Source organism: Paenibacillus sp. FSL H8-0282 (assembly GCF_037963825.1).
Lineage (GTDB): Bacteria > Bacillota > Bacilli > Paenibacillales > Paenibacillaceae > Paenibacillus_AQ > Paenibacillus_AQ odorifer.
Genome location: NZ_CP150146.1, coordinates 2443896 through 2458463, shown reverse-complemented (window position 1 = coordinate 2458463; position 14568 = coordinate 2443896). Strand labels below are relative to the sequence as shown.

Sequence of the window (14568 nt, the reverse complement as noted above, 5' to 3'; positions counted from 1 at the left end):
GCTAGAAGCAGCGGAAGAGTTGCAACAAGACAGGAGAGAAAATCAATGAATTTGCGGGAAAAGCAAATGCAAATGACAAGGGAGATCATTAAGGATACAGCGCTTAGCTTATTCTGTGCTCAAGGTATTGAGCGCACGGATATGGCACAGATTGCGGAACAAGCCGGCATCTCCCGGCGTACTTTGTATCATCATTATAAAGACAAGGAAGAGTTAGCCGCTCAAATCTATGTCCTTAATCTGGAGCGGATGTTTGGACAGCTGCTGTTTGATTTTGATTTTAAACACCCTGTACAGTCATTGGAGAACATTCTCGATAAATATCTGGCATTAAGAGATCAGCAGGAAGCCCTGATCTACTATGATGCCATTTTTGGAGTTTACTACAGCACGCTTTCCAAAAATCCCGCGGAACTTCCTGACTTTAAGCAGGCTATGGAAGGCTGGTATTCACGGTTAATTCTCCTTGAGTCCATATCAGTCGCTCCGGAGGAAAAAAATAAGTGGCTGGACATTCTGCACAAGTCCACCCACCTGTATTTCATGTATTTACAAAAAGCCGTCATTATTACTCATCAGCGGGGGGGTGTGGTTACGGAGGAAGATCGGGTTATGGACCGGCAATTCAAGGATTTCATTATGTTTGGCGTACGGCAATCCAAGAATCAGACAAACCCTTAATTTCACTTATGGGGCAACCTGACGATAATCGTCGTTCCCGCTCCAACCGCACCGTCCACTTCTATGTTTCCCTGATGCAGGGAGACAATTTTTTTAACGATTGCAAGTCCCAAGCCATTGCCATTGTTGTTTCCATTCCGTGACTTGTCTATTTTATAAAATCTTTGGAATACGGCGTTGAACTCTTCCGGGGAAATCCCGATCCCGTTATCACTGATGGTGACCGATACATCTGCTGCACTGTCATCTATACTAATGCGGATGTTCCCGCCTTCAGGTGTGAACTTGATGCTGTTGCTCAGCAAATTCATCCATACTTGCTTCAGCTGATCTTCATCACCCTTAATTTTGACAGCTTCCGGCAGCTCAAGATCGATAACGATGCCTTTGGCTGACCATTGTGGCTCACAGGTCACAACGATGGTTCTAATCTGCTCGTCAAGATTGAAGGAACCTGCATTAAAGGGATGATGTTCAGAATCCAGGGAAGCGAGCTTCAGCAAATTATCACTTAACCTCGACAGACGTTCACTCTCTGCAATGATGATATCAAGATATTCAGAACGTTCCTCTTCCACGATTAGATCATTGTTCTGCAATGCCTTGGCAAAGCCGGAAATAGACGTAAGCGGTGTCTGAATTTCATGAGAAACGTTGGATACGAAATCCTGCCTCATCAGTTCCAGCTGCTTCAGCTCCCCGGCCATCTCCACATAGCTTTGTGTCAGTTCCCCTATTTCGTCTACTCGGTTTACTTTAAGCTCTACCTCGAAATCACCCTTGGCCAGCCTTCTTGTCGCATTCGTCAAAGCTTTGATCGGCTCCACCAAATATCTGGCGGCAATAAGAATGCATAGACTACCCAGTAAAAGCACGAGTAAAAGCACAAAGAGCAGCATCCGATTGACGATATTTTCGTTCTCGGCAGAATACTGCAAGAACATTGCTTGCCACTCCCCGTTAAACATAAAGGGCATCCCGATAAAGGTATCCTTATCTTTCGCGGAGGAACGATAGAGTTTTCCTTGCAGCACTTGTTTCACAGCCTCGGGGGTGATAGTGACGGCCGGACTATCCTTGAGCCCATAAAAGGTATATTCCCCGGAATGATTATACAAGTGGATAGGGTATGCAGATACCTTAACCATACTATTCAAGAACTCGTCTGTATCCTCAGGCTTGGCGTCATCATAACGGTGAATGATCTCCTTCCCCACTGTGATCATTTCATTCTGTCCCTCGTAACTTATTTGTTTCTGAAAGACATACAAACCAATGAAAAAGGAACAGATCAGACTAAAGATAATGATGCCTAGAAACGTGAGAACGACGCGTACATACAATGTCTTGATCATAGCGCAGGGATCAGCCGGTATCCTAGGCCGCGGGCCGTTTCGATTTGAAATTGCTCGTCGTTACCGCAGAATTTCTCCCTCAACCGGCTTATATGCACATCTACAGTCCGGCCGTCTCCTTCATAGTTCAATCCCCAGATTTGAGAAATCAACTGTTCTCTTGTGAAGATTTGCCTAGGGTGACTAGCCAGCAGAAACAGTAGCTCAAATTCCTTCAAAGGAATCGTTACCGGTTCTTCATCACGCGTAACCTGGAAAGTGCGGCGGTTAAGCACCACATTGCCCAACTGCACAGACTGGGAAGAAACAACCAGCGAGCGTTTAAGCAAAGCTTTTACTCGCATCACCAGTTCAAGCGGATCAAACGGTTTGGTCAGATAGTCATCCGTGCCGAGTTGAAAACCTTTCACTTTATGTGCAGATTCTCCTTTAGCCGTCACCATGAGGAGGGGAATGTTGGCATCAGAGCGCCTGATTTCTCTGCACAGATCCCAACCATCCAATCCTGGCATCATAATATCTAGGATGACGAGATCGACTCGCGAGTTCTCTATAATGGACAGCGCTTTGGTGCCATCCCTGGCTTCTTTGAGGTCAAAACCTTCTTTTCGCAAAAACAAAGACATTAGCTTTCGGATGTTATCATCATCATCAGCAATAAGTATAGTAGCCACGATTGTCCTCCTCTCTTAAGCTTACATTATATATGATATATTCTTGACAAGAAACGAAGTTATCCGAACTGCCAACCCAACAGGTTCCAATAGTAGAAAAACAGAGTCATCACTACAGCCGAAAGTGCCACTAGTGTATAATGCACACGCTTGAAAGCTGTCCAGTATTTATTCTTCCAAACCAGTATAGCCGAGATTAGCAAAGCTAAAGTCAGTCCAACCAAAAGGATTGGCATAACTAAACTGAGCGAAAGCGAAAGACTGATACCGCTGAACTTCTGCATCGTATCCATGGACATAACCACCATAAATATCGTAACGAAAGATAGCAGCGCCCACCCAGCAGTTCCCGCAGATAAGCGGATGGCCCACTTTTCCGGAGGCGTCATCGCCTTGATCTTGCGTCTGGAGAAGATTAGTCCAAGCAATGCAGTGATGAAAATCAACCCCGAGCCGCCAAGTACGATAAGCCAAAACTTATTCTGATTCAAGAGTGGCGTACGCTCCAGTGGCATTTCCGGTGCCATACCTAAGAGCATATGTGTAACCTTACCGGTATCATTTGTGCGGAAGCCGATTTGTTCGGTGCCTCCCTCGAGCTGGAACAGATTCGGAGCGATTTCTCTATACAACTGTTGTTCACTACCACTTCCCAAAGATAGCTTATTGTCCTTTACCTTAACATTTAGCTGGGCAAAAAAATTGAAAAATTTATCAATATCACTGTGGTTACGGCGTGTGAATTGATAGGTTCCCGCATATTTCTGAACAGATTCTGCAGAAGTGGAGAATTCAGGCTGCTTCGCTTCAGGATCGGGATAATAGCGCTCAAAAAAGGCATGGACTAGGCCTGCCGCGGAATCACCGCCCTGACCGCCGTTATAGGAAACAAAGATACCTACATGCTTGGCAGGCACAAGATAAAACTCTGTATTAAACATGGGGTCGGAACCACCATGAGTGATTAGTCTAAGACCATTGATGCGTTTCTCAGAGAACCCCAGATCTACTCCCGGCATACGTTTATCGAATTGGTACGCCGTTGAATGCATTAGTTCTGCAGTCTCCGTTCTAAGAATCTGCTGGTCACCATATTTCCCGTTCTGCAGATGGGCAATCATAAAGTGCGCCATGTCTACTGCTGATACTGTACCCGAGCCGGCAGGACGAAAGCCGCCCTCGAAGGTAAGTGTGCCAGGAATAAAGCTACCGTTCTCACTCGTGTACCCTACAACTTGATTGGGTATGAATGACTCCGGCAAAGGCTCTACCACCGTCGAATATTTCATGTCGAGCGGATCGAAAATATACTTTTGTATATAGTCATTGTAAGGAACACCGCTGACTTCCTCCACAATCCGACCCGCGAGAGTAGCCCCGAAGTTCGAATAAGAACTCATCTCTCCGGGGGGTCTTACCCGTGCCAGCATATGCTTATTGAGTGTTTCCGAGATTGATCCCGGCAATTTGGCAGGGTCGGTAGTGATTTGATAACCCACTCCACCCTCTTCAAACCCCGCTGTATGTGTCATCAAATGGCGCATCGTGATCGGCTCAGGATAAGTAACAGGGATCTTCACTGATTTCAGGTAGGTGTTAATATCAGTGTCCAGATCTATCTTACCTTGTTCGACCATTTGCATCACCGCTGTCCAGGTGAACAGCTTTGTTGTTGAAGCGATTCGAAACATGCTGGTTGTCGGATTAACCGGTGCCGCTTCTTCCAGATTGGAACTGCCATAACCTTTGGCCAAAATAATCTTGCCGTCTTTTACAATGGAGATAACCGCTCCCGGAATTTGCAGCCGGTTCATATCTTTTTCCATAATTCCATCAACGAAGCTAGTCAGTCCCGCGGTATCATCGAGATTGGCAAATGCTTCAATTTGCGCTGCCGGCAGTCCGGTTTGACCCGTTTGGTTCTCAGCCGAGGCCTGTTTCCCAGGAAATACCAAGCTTGCGCCAAAGCCGGCACTAATCACAGCCAATAGGGTCAGACCAGCGATCAGCCTTTTTTTCATAGGTGTCAACATTATTATCCTCCGAGTCATCATTTATTGGGGTGGATGATCATCCGCCTAACACTTATAGAGATTATCAGAGTATTATGAATGGAACGTTAACAAGACAATAAAAAAACTAGACAGCAATCCACCCTTAAAAGTGACGGATCATAGTCTAGTTACATCAGAAAAATCTATAAAAAATCCCATAGCGAACGTATGCCTACAACCTTACTGTAGCTCAGTCCCGATCCCTTTTTCTCTAGCCTTCTTCACGAAGTATACCGCTGTTGCGATATCAAAAACCGCCATCCCCATCGGACAAAAGAAAATCGGCTCATCTGCTCTGAGTTCATTCAGGCAATGGCGCGAGACGACATCGGTAATCATTCGGGTATCGGCACGAGTTAACCCATGTTTCAGATGGAGCTGCTGTATGTCAGTATTCTCGCGGCACACCTCATCCCAGTCGTCGACGATTATGGCCTTCACCGAAGCTAATGCCTCAGGCTTATAATCACGCAGTGAAATATTCAGTAGAAGACTACCTTCCGCCGGAAGCATATCGATATATCTATGATTGGATACGGTACAGGTGATAAAGATATTGGACTTTCGATAAACGTCCGCCCACGTCTCCTCCACTTCTATCCTATCCTTATATATAGATGAGATGTCTGACAAATCTACTTCCCTTATATCAAAGATGCGGACACGTTCAACTCGATCTCCGTACAATGCCATAACCATTTGAAAATGATATTGCCCGATTGGTCCCCAGCCGATAATGCCAAGATAAATCCGTTCAAGTGAACGTGCCTGCAAAAAGTAGCCAATCATCAGTCCACTGATGGAAGCTGTCCTTACGATGCTGGGGAGCGGAGAGCTTAGGACGGATATAGGCTCGCCCGTAATGGGATCATTCAAGACAATGATGCTATGCGCGCGGGGAAGACCAACCTGGATATTATCCGGGAAGCTGGAAATCCATTTGATCCCTGCTGCGTTCACGTTCCCCCCTACGTATGCGGGCATTGCAATAATACGATTTTGAGGATTTTTATACCTTAGATAAGGTTTTACGGGCTGCGCGTAATCTCCAGAATCAAGTATGCGCACCGTAGTTTCTATCGATTCCACGAGAGAAGGCCAATCAAGCCCCACCTCCCGGATGTCCCGATCGTTTAAATACAGCATTCCACAACCTCCTTTTGCCGTTCGTTAAGCAAGGACATCTCCACCGTCAGCCGAGAACTCCTGCCCAAATTCATTCTGAATCCATGGGTCAGAGTATACCGTATCGAGGTAACGCTCCCCTTTGTCATGCAGGATCACCGCACAGACAGATCCTGGAGCCAATTCTTGCTCCATACGCCTAACAGCGGCAAGGTTAGCCCCTGAGGATGCACCGGCCAGAATCGATTCATTCTGAGCGAGTGCTCGGCATCCTTTTACGATATCCAAGTCTGAGACATGCACGATACGGTCGATTAAATCCGTTCTGCAGAAAGGGGGTACGATGCCAGCACCCAGTCCCGGGAACCGCCGTTTCTCTTTGTTGCCACCAAAAATAGTACTTCCCTCCGCATCGACGGCAACAATCTTAGTCTTCAGACCATGATCCCTTACATATTCCGCGAGACCTCGAATCGTGCCGCATGTACTTACGCTGCAAAACAAATAATCTACTTCGCCAAGCTCAGTCACGATTTCTTTCATGGTCGTATGGTAGTGGGACAAATAGTTATTTGCGTTTGCATATTGATTCGGCCAGTAGCTGCCCGGTATTTCCTCCAAGAGTCGCTGCACTCGATTCAGTCTGGCAGGTAGATATTCACCGGTATCAGGGTCAGGATCGCTAACAAAGTCAATTTTTGCAGTTAATGTTTTCAGAATCTGCAGATTTGTTGTGGTGGTTCTTGGATCAACCACGCTAATAAACCGCAGCCCTAAATATTGGCAAATCATCGCCAAGCTAATCGCCATATTTCCCGAACTTGACTCAATAATAGTAGTTCCCGGCCCGATTTTCCCTTCCTTCCATGCCTCATGGATCATCCGCAGAGCTGGACGGTCTTTCACACTTCCTCCCGGATTTAGCAGTTCCATTTTTGCGTAGACTTCGAACTCACTGTTCTGGAACAAATTATTCAGCTTGATTAATGGCGTTTTTCCGATAGTCGACAAGATACCGCCTTGGATATTTATGTCCACCTTAGCTTTGTCCTTCTGATAATATAACTTCTTGTTCTTGACCTGCCCGCTGGCCAGCGACTCCCCTTTAGCTACTATAATGATCTCAATATCATCAAGCAGATGGTTGCGAATCATCATCCCGATTTCCGGAATACACTCCCTGATTTCCTCTTTGATTACCGGGATAATAGAGGGCTTCACAGATTTACTCTTGATATAAATAGAGAGCGCATTGTTTTTTACCTTGACCCGAATGATCGCATCTTCAATATGACGGTATACGACCTGCTCGATATCGTACAGGCTGATCTTCTCACCGTGCTTCAGTTCTTGACCCACTCTTTTTACAATGGACTCAAAGCTTTGTTGTTCAACCCCGTCTATCATCACAGGCCTAAAATCCCTTACAACGTCATAAGTAACAAAACGAAGAGCTGGCAGCATCTTGCGGACAGTTGAGGTAAGCACCAGAATACTTTCATTGTTTCGAAGCGGCCTTACTTCTTCGTCTAACTCCTGAACCCCGATTCCTTCCGCAAAAATTCCGTCGGCAAAAATGTACCTGCCATGATCATGGGAGTAATAAGCGATCGTACCGATTTCAATGGAGCCGTAAGTATCGATGATATCTCTAGGATCAATACCAAACAAGCCAGCCATATTCCGCTGCCACTCAGGCGGAGCAATTTCCCCTACCAAAATAATCTTGCGAATTCCGAATTCACGCGGGTTTCCGGCAGCATATACGATATGGTCAAGGATGGACGGCATCGTATAGAGCAAGTCAGGTTTAAAAGCTTTAAGCTGTTCAATATGCTGTTCGATTGGCAGTTCAAAGGGTATTGAACTTTTCTCCAATCCTAACCTTTCAAAAATGGTCAGCGCAGTATTTGCTGCATGTCCAGTGCCCATATCCGCCAACGCTCTGTTACATCCGCTTCCCGCAATAAGCTCGCCGAATAGCTTCGTTTTAATATCCACATAGTGTTTGTCATCTTCCTCAGAGTAAAGGATTGCTTTTCTACGGCCTGAGCTTGTACCAGACGTCCTATAGACAGTCCAAGAAGGATCGATGGGTTGGTTATAATAGAAGGTTTCAAGTGTTTTCGAAGACATAAGAGGTAAGTTCTGCAGGTTATAATTCGTTTTCTCCCCATCGATCAGCCCCTTGTACCAAGGGTATTCGTCCATTACTTCTTGCACCTTATTCTGCAATTTCCCGAGCAGCATCATAGCCGCCTCCCGTTGACCGCATGCTGCAGCCCAAGTTTAATAAATGCCTCCAATATTCATATGTAGAATTCTTTGCATGTGTTCTATTATTCTGTGGTTGCCCAAGCAAAAACTGCGTATTCCCGTAATATAGCCTATAGATATATAGAACGGAGGAACAAAATGAAGGAGCCAATACGGCGGATATCCAATAAGCTGACGAAAACAAGGGTACTGCTTAGAAAACAAGAGCTAAGGAAGTATATCCCGGTAACGAAAAAAATGAATAAAAACGTACTCTATGAGATGTTGCAAAAACATAAAATGGTGTACATTAAGCCCTGCTGTGGATCTTTGGGACAGGGTGTAATCCGGATTGAAAGATCGCAAGATCATTCCTCCAAAAAACGACCAGCCTACAGCTATCAGTCCGGTACGCATAAACATACATTTTCTGATTACGAGATGGCTTATCGGGCAATCTCTAGCGAGACCCAAGGAAAGTCCTATTTGGTGCAAAAAGGGATTTGGCTTTTGGTTTATGAGGGAAGGCCATTTGATATCCGGGTTATGGTGCAAAGAAATCTTAAGGGTGGATGGGAAGCTACAGGCATTGCGGGTCGCGTAGCTCATCCTCGCAAAGTGGTTACGAATGGGAGCCAAGGGGGAACGATTTATCCGGTAGAGGCATTATTAGAATCCTACACAAACGTAGAGAATAGTAGCGCGTTGATCCGGTCCATGCAACAAATCGGAGTGAACTCCGCCAGACAGCTGAGCACAGCCTATCCCGGCCTGCAGGAAATCGGTGTGGATATTGCTTTGGATCGACGCCTTAAACCATGGATCTTGGAAGTAAATACTGCCCCCGATCCGTGCCCGTTTACCAAACTGAATGACACCAGCATGATTGAGCGAATCGTCAAATATGCAAAAGCCTATGGCCGCACATACAATCTTAAATGCATGAAGTCCAAACAGGGTATGGTCTGAACGGATTTGATTGGTAATAATACAAACAGCCCTGATATATAAAAATCTCTACCAGAGCTGTTTGTGTTGTTTTAGAATTCGGAGTCGCTCACCTTAACAAGCATCTTCCCGAGGTTCGCACCTTGGAACAATTGCAGGAATGCTTCAACCACATTGTCGAATCCTTCAACAACTGTTTCTTCATATTTTAATTTACCTTCTGTTAGCCATTTTCCAAGCTCTTGAAGTCCTTCTGACTGGCGGGCTGCGTAATCACTAAGAACGAATCCTTTGATAAGAGAGCGGGTTTTGATCAATCTGCTCTGAATACGTGGACCCATATCTCCATCTGTACTATTATAGGAAGAAATAGCGCCACATAGGGGAATACGTGCATAATCATTAAGCAAGCTCATCACAGCATCTGAAATCGATCCACCCACGTTGTCAAAATAAACATCCACACCCTTTGGACATGCTTCTTCCAAAGCCTGGCCTAAATTTTCCGTTGTTTTATAATTAATGGTTGCATCAAAGCCAAGTTCTTTTTTCAAATAGTCGCATTTATCATCGCTACCTGCGATCCCAACGACACGAGCGCCTTTGATTTTGGCAATCTGTCCAACAAACATCCCCACTGAACCCGCTGCTCCAGACACTACGACAGTCTCTCCTTCTTTCGGCTGCCCGATATCAAGTAAACCGAAATATGCAGTGAGCCCTGTTAAACCTAGAACACTTAAGTAAGCCGATACAGGTGCAATCGAATCATCGATTTTGGTTACTGCTTTAGCATCTACAGTATTATATAACTGCCAGCCCAGCATACCGATGACTTTATCTCCAGCTTTGAATCGCTCCGATTTGGATTCTACGATCTCTCCCACAAGTCCTCCAGCGATGACTTCATTAAGCTGATACGGAGGAATATACGATTTAGAATCATTCATTCTTCCGCGCATATAAGGATCCACTGACAAATACAACGTACGTACAACAACTTGTCCTTCTTTTGCTTCAACTACAGGAATATCTTTGAACTCGAAATTTTGCTGGGTTGGCATGCCTACAGGACGTGAAATTAACAGGACCTGTTTATTTTTCAACTGATTCATAGATCACTACTCCATTAATATTTATTTTTGCTGCTACCTATAACTATTAACCAAACCCTGTACATGATTATCAAATAGTTATAAAACTATCAAACTATCAAGAAAAAATTATAGGTTTCCGGACATATTATAAACTGTCCAAGAAACCCGGTAATAATTCGCTAAACGTATCCTCTCGAAGCTGGCTAATCTTATTCTGCCCCATACGTGTGACACTTACTAAATCAGCTTCATACAAAATCTTCAGATGGTACGACACATTGGATTTATCCATTCCCATAGATTCACCAATGGACCCACATGTATTGTTCTCCTTATGGAGATGAAGATAACGAATCATTTCAATTCGTTTCACTTCTGCTAATGCTTTAAAAATCTTCACTCGCTTTTCATCATCTTTTAAGGAATATTGTTCGATAGTCATAAAACTATTGTATTCTTCTGATTGCGCAAAGTCAATTTACAATCCCATTTCTTAATCGGATTCATTTTTGTATAATATACCAATCGGCATTAGCGCGGATCTATTTATAAGGAAAGAGGGATGGTAGAAATGGACATTACCAAATACGAAAATCTTGTTCCCCGTGTTTTTTTGTTCGTTGATCGCCGATCCTTCCCGGATTGGGAGATTACGAGGAGTAAAATTGATTTCCATGATCTTACCTTCATCGTAGAAGGGAAGTCTGACTATTTTATTAATGGAGAGAAATTCACGGTTGAAGCCGGGGATATGCTCTATGCCCCTTCTGGCAGCATTCGGGAAGCTCAGACTTTCAAGGAGGCACCCATGCGTTCCTTTGCCTTCAATTTCTTCTGGGAGGGTGAGGACAATCATGTGCAGCTCCCTTTTGAGACTGTAACTAGGAATTGGAGAACTAAAGAGATTCTAGAGGATATTAAAGAATTCTCACATATCTGGATGGGCAAACAACCTTTCTACAAAATGAAGGCCCGGGCCATCTTTCAACTGATTGTGTACCGCTTATTAAGTATCGCCCACCATCAAGAAACACCTCTGATAGATCTAAGAATCCAAAAAGTGATGACCTATATCATGGATCATTATTCGGAGGAAGTTACGATCAAGGAGCTGGCAGATTTGGTTGCCCTAAATCCCGTATATCTTGGTAAGCTGTTTAAGCAGAACACTGGCTCCACCTGTAAAGAATTTATAAACAAGGTGCGCGTGAACAATGCTGAGATGATTCTATCGGCAGGTGGTTTTAATGTGTCCGAAGTGGCAGCGCACTGTGGTTATCAAGATGTCGCCTACTTCAGCAACGTTTTCAAAAATATAAAGGGTTATCCTCCGTCATCTGCCCTGAAATAACGGAGGATCCGAAGCAACCCAGTTGTTCGCCCTATTAATTCAACCTAACTAAGAATGGACGCCGTCCCGCTAGTATAAAAGCTCTCCTCCGGCCCTAAATAGGAATAAGGAAGCTGGGCAGCGGACAATACAAGCTTTTGCAGAACCAGACCCGCATCCAATCCGTAAAAGCGGAGGGTATGAAGACCCTTCGTTAAAGCATGGCTGGTGGTCACAGCATGAATATTGTCCATAACCGCGCGGCACCATGGTTCATTATCATGATTGCCGCCTTCAAAGTTCGTTGGTAAAGCATCCTTAATCACGGGTGCCTCATCATCGAAGCTTATCGCATATTTTAACCCGCTAGTTTGTGACAGATTGTTTGTCGGCGCAATATACGCGGTTAAGCTATAATCGGTGTCCTGCTGCACTAGAATCCGATATTCCAGACAAGGAGCATCCTCCGGTTGTTCAAAAGATACAGCATCCGGAAACATTTTAACCGAGGATAAAGAACGTCCATAGCTGTCAATGGTCTTCCATACCACCCCTGATTTCGAAACACGAGTTATGGTATGCTCCGCTTCAATGGACACGATATTATGGGTCTCGATGAATGTCATCGGTGGCATATCCGGAATGTCTATCCAATCCACGGCTGCCTTCACCTTAACTATATTTCCGGCACCGGAGATCGTAATTTCGCCCGTCGATGCTTCTTTGACCTTCTCCCAATCTACGGAAACCTGAAGCGTCTCCCCTGCCTCAATCCAGCCGCGTATTTTCTCAAGCTTGATCCAATCCACGCTGCTCCGCACCTGATATTCAAAACCCGCTTCTCCACCGTTACTGATTGTGATGCGATAGTTTTCTTTTTGGAGATTTGTAAATACCCGAAGATTAGCTGTGCCGGAAACATACGCTTGTTCCGTTCCTTCCACATCGACAATCATTAAAGAACCTCTGGCGGGCGTCAAGGTGTTTACATCCGGATATTTCCACCCTTCTGCATTCCAATGTATATACCCTACATGAGGGGAACTCATCATTCCCTGCCATTTTCCATCCGAAATTCCGCTATTATAAACCAGCTCCAGATACTTATCCCGTTCGATGGTTTCGCGGGTCAGAGCAGCGTAAGTATTTGCCAACATACTATTTCGCTTAGCGTATAGATGGTTCAGTCCAGCATAAATTTGCATTTTGACCACATTGGCCGAGGCAACAGCAGGGAAATATACGAGCTGGAAGTAAGCATCCTTTAGTTGTTCCGGGATTAGCTCATCGTATTTGCCGGCAGCCTTCTCGATCATCACCGCTTGCTCCAGAACTCTGTGCGCCTCATTGTAATGGATAGGACTGAAGGTGGACGGATAAATAATTTCAGGCTTGCGCCGACCGTTCATCCGGATATAATCCCCTAACAATTGTGCGATTCCCAGACATGTCTCTTGTTCCAGCACATATCCGAATTGCTGCTCTACCCAACGGTTGGTGTATTCCACAGTCCGATTGATTGCACCTGTCCCCCAAGCCTCAAAATCGTAGGCCAAATCCAGAAAGTAGGAAATGGGCAATTCCATAGGCTTCAAATCCCCGACGTTCACAATCCATACATCACGGATGCCATAGTCAAATGCCATACACATTTGCTCCCAGACTTTTTCAAGCGGGGTCGTATTTAACCATTCATAGGAATGCGGACCACCATGGTAGTCAAAATGATAATACATCCCCCATCCTGCGCTGCGGTTACGTTCGTTTTTCGTCGGGATTTTGCGGAGATTGCCAAAGTTATCGTCAGCGAGCAGGATCGTAACGTCATTCAGAACATCCCAGTCCTTCAACCCTTCCACCCCGGCAGTGCCATACCAGTACTTCTCAACTTCCTTATAAACGGCCAAAATTTGCGGCGCATGTTCAAGATTGTATTTCTTCAATAGTTCTTTTTGCGTAAGTATAATGTCCTTCAGCAGATCAATATTCTCCTGGTCGGAGCCCTCCAGCGCAGAGTCACTTTCCCCCCGCATGCCTAGGGTAATCAAGTTATCAAAGTCCTGATTACGCTTGATTCCGTCTTCCCAGAAATCTGTAATCGCCTGTTTATTACGGGCGAAATCCCATAGGTTACTTGTCCCGTATTGGCTGTATACCTTCTGCCATTCACTGCCTGCCCGGAATAAGGGTTCATGATGGGAGGTTCCCATAATAATTCCGTATTCTTGCGCATGCTTAGCGTTGGCAATCGGGCTGCTTTTACCATTCAGGCTAAATTCGGCGCTCCACATCGCCGGCCATAAATAATTCCCCTTCAAGCGAAGAATGAGTTCAAATACCTTGTCATAGAAATCTTCATTAAAGTCACCAAATCTTTGAGTTACCCAAGAACCTAAAGACGGCCAGTCGTCATTCAAAAAAATACCTCTATATTTAACCGAAGGCTCCTTGGAGATCACATGAAGCTGGTTATCAGGAATGGACAATGCCGGCTTCTTCTCCGGCACAATATCCGCCCAGTACACCCAAGGACTAACTCCAATCTTTTCGGAGATCGAATACAACCCGTAAATCGTCCCCCGTTTATCACTTCCTACAATGACGAGCGCCTTGTCCACTCCCGCTGTGGGTTGTTCAACCACCTGAATTTTATAACATTCTCTTTTATTTTGGATGGCCGATACATCAACGGTTCCCTCCGCGATTAAATCACCGATAAAATCATTGCTGCCTATCGATCCAGCGATTATGACTGTTCCATCCAATTCGTTCAATTGTGTATATATCTCAGGCTCAACCTCTGTTACCTGTTTAACATCTGCTGCAAAAGACTGTGCCACCCGGCGTAATCCCTCATAATCTTTCCCCTTGGGGTCTATGTAAATCTTGGCAGCATTGCCCTGCTTCACAAGGTGCAATTCCTTCGTAGGCATGATAATTCTCCCCTTAAGCATCCTATTTTCGTATGACTAGGCACATTATATAAGTAAGCGATTTCAACTTCCATGTGTAAACTAGCAACTTTTTGTAATTATTAAACGAAACTTT

General features: G+C 45.0%; 11 protein-coding genes. 3 read left to right on the top strand and 8 right to left on the bottom strand.

The genetic code is table 11. The features are described 5' to 3' along the window. Window positions 1-45: 45 nt before the first annotated feature. Window positions 46-681 carry a TetR/AcrR family transcriptional regulator gene (locus NST94_RS10595; protein WP_339247881.1) on the top strand — a complete coding sequence of 212 codons (636 nt, stop codon included), beginning with the start codon at window positions 46-48 and terminating at the stop codon, window positions 679-681. A 2-nt stretch (window positions 682-683) separates the two neighbouring features. Here NST94_RS10595 and NST94_RS10590 read toward each other — a convergent pair whose 3' ends face one another. The 5 genes from NST94_RS10590 to sbnA all read right to left on the bottom strand — a co-directional run bounded on the left by NST94_RS10590 (window position 684) and on the right by sbnA (window position 8142). Beyond that, window positions 684-2036 (bottom strand): HAMP domain-containing sensor histidine kinase, encoded by a 1353-nt coding sequence (locus tag NST94_RS10590; protein ID WP_339281940.1) that lies wholly within the window; start codon window positions 2034-2036, stop codon window positions 684-686. Then, window positions 2033-2710, bottom strand: coding sequence for a response regulator transcription factor (locus NST94_RS10585; RefSeq protein WP_076100805.1), 678 nt, complete (start codon window positions 2708-2710; stop codon window positions 2033-2035). Before NST94_RS10585 ends, NST94_RS10590 begins: the two co-directional genes overlap by 4 nt. Before the next feature lie 59 nt (window positions 2711-2769). Continuing rightward, the gene (locus tag NST94_RS10580; RefSeq protein WP_339281939.1) at window positions 2770-4743 is read right to left on the bottom strand and encodes a serine hydrolase domain-containing protein; all 1974 of its coding nucleotides are present in this window, start codon (window positions 4741-4743) and stop codon (window positions 2770-2772) included. A gap of 201 nt (window positions 4744-4944) precedes the next feature. After that, complete coding sequence (locus NST94_RS10575; protein ID WP_339281938.1) at window positions 4945-5910, bottom strand: 2,3-diaminopropionate biosynthesis protein SbnB; 966 nt, start codon at window positions 5908-5910, stop codon at window positions 4945-4947. A 24-nt stretch (window positions 5911-5934) separates the two neighbouring features. Continuing rightward, window positions 5935-8142, bottom strand: a complete 2208-nt coding sequence (gene sbnA, locus NST94_RS10570; protein ID WP_339281937.1) for a 2,3-diaminopropionate biosynthesis protein SbnA — start codon at window positions 8140-8142, stop codon at window positions 5935-5937. Between the two features lie 162 nt (window positions 8143-8304). Between sbnA and NST94_RS10565 the strand changes: the two genes are divergently transcribed. Next, on the top strand, window positions 8305-9114 hold the full coding sequence (locus NST94_RS10565) for a YheC/YheD family protein (RefSeq protein ID WP_076129991.1): 810 nt from the start codon (window positions 8305-8307) through the stop codon (window positions 9112-9114). Between the two features lie 71 nt (window positions 9115-9185). On the opposite strand, the gene NST94_RS10560 is transcribed toward NST94_RS10565, so the two are convergent. Continuing rightward, window positions 9186-10208, bottom strand: coding sequence for an NADP-dependent oxidoreductase (locus NST94_RS10560; protein ID WP_076186483.1), 1023 nt, complete (start codon window positions 10206-10208; stop codon window positions 9186-9188). Between the two features lie 127 nt (window positions 10209-10335). Next, on the bottom strand, window positions 10336-10632 hold the full coding sequence (locus tag NST94_RS10555; protein ID WP_038569940.1) for a metalloregulator ArsR/SmtB family transcription factor: 297 nt from the start codon (window positions 10630-10632) through the stop codon (window positions 10336-10338). A 129-nt stretch (window positions 10633-10761) separates the two neighbouring features. Here NST94_RS10555 and NST94_RS10550 point away from each other — a divergent pair, with 129 nt between their 5' ends. Then, complete coding sequence (locus NST94_RS10550) at window positions 10762-11541, top strand: helix-turn-helix domain-containing protein (RefSeq protein ID WP_076186480.1); 780 nt, start codon at window positions 10762-10764, stop codon at window positions 11539-11541. Between the two features lie 44 nt (window positions 11542-11585). Here NST94_RS10550 and NST94_RS10545 read toward each other — a convergent pair whose 3' ends face one another. Next, window positions 11586-14453 carry a glycosyl hydrolase 115 family protein gene (locus tag NST94_RS10545; RefSeq protein ID WP_339281936.1) on the bottom strand — a complete coding sequence of 956 codons (2868 nt, stop codon included), beginning with the start codon at window positions 14451-14453 and terminating at the stop codon, window positions 11586-11588. Between the last annotated feature and the right edge of the window lie 115 nt (window positions 14454-14568).